The organism is Bacillus sp. 05T31 (assembly GCF_056396725.1).
Map to the genome: position 1 here is coordinate 1 of NZ_JBFTMA010000915.1, position 1362 is coordinate 1362.

A 1362-nucleotide genomic window follows, 5' to 3' on the forward strand; every position below is an offset into this window, starting at 1 on the left:
CTGCACATCATTGCTCCAAAATCTGCACATCATTGCTCCAAAATAGAAGATACTAAAATTCGGAATATATCTTGATTTAAATATGTTCGTAACTTTCTACACCGGGYGRYAACRTGTGGACYACCATCCTTAATTAAATATATAAACCTTATTTTCACTTTAAATAGCCATAAGGTGTAACTAATTCGATTACAACCCTTTGTAACTATATTAGTTACAACTATGGTAGAAGTCAATTCTTTTTTAACAAAAACAATAAATTTCTACCCTAACGCTTTTAGAATTCTATTATTAAAAACTGGCTTCTTGTTCTTAAATTTGTTAAAAAGCTTAGTAATTCCCTAAAAACATCACTAGTAAATATGCAACAACAAATTCAAGATAATTTAAAAAACAAATAATATAAGTACCTCTTTCATGGCTTACGGACAGAGTACCCGTTCTAGTACATAGTTTTTTTTCAAAGCATTACATTTTGTTTTTACTGTTAGATAGAAACTACCTGATTAACTAAAACAGGAACTGTCCCACCATGACTTATAATTTTTTATCCCTGTACATTGTGCGGGGATTTTTTTTCATAAAGAAAAGACACCCTAAAGTGCCTTCTTCCAACGTGAACCATCACAATTTCAATAGTAAGTATTGGACTCTCATCCAAATATACTTTTACCATGTTAAATTGTTTGATTCATTGAGGAATAGGGTTCAAATTTGGGTTAGCATCACATCGCTAACATACTAAGGTTTTATGCTACCCAAAAACAATGATTTTTACTCTGGGGATCTCAATTTTACTATTTGGGGATTTATGCTTTTCTTAGCTTGATTGCAGCATGGGGATTTCCTTATTCAATGTATATGGATACCCATAAAAATAAAAAAGCAAAAAAGAGAGTCGTTATTTACTCTCTTAAACGCTCTACGATTTTTGGCTATTTTTTTCTTCTATTTATAAATTAAATGTTAGTTTACAAAACACTCAAAATGTTAAACTTACAAAAGCCATTAATATCATGCGCAAATGCTGATATCAATGGCTTTTGGTATAGATATGTAGTAATCATTCTTTTAAATTAAAGGCATAAGCTCAGTTTTACTTTTTACCAGTATTATTCTCTTAAATTTATCTTTCTTGTCCATCTGTTTGCTTGGCTTGGAACTCCATTTTTAGCGCAATACTATCCCCTTGGAACACGTTTTGATCTGTTCCGTTGTCTTCAAATATAAACTTTATCCAAAACCAATCCATTTTCCCAGGTTTTAATCCTCCTGTTTCAGTCCACTTAGAATGAAATACTTTTTTGGAGGCAATCTCTGGGCTTTGTGATTTTAGTTCTGCAAGAGTTGTCTCGTATACAG

General features: G+C 31.5%; 1 protein-coding gene. It reads right to left on the bottom strand.

Going from position 1 to position 1362, the window contains the following annotated elements; translation table 11 throughout:
* Positions 1–1126: 1126 nt before the first annotated feature.
* On the bottom strand, positions 1127–1362 hold a 236-nt coding region (locus tag AC1DJR_RS29860; RefSeq protein ID WP_477004241.1), incomplete at its 5' end, for a TasA family protein.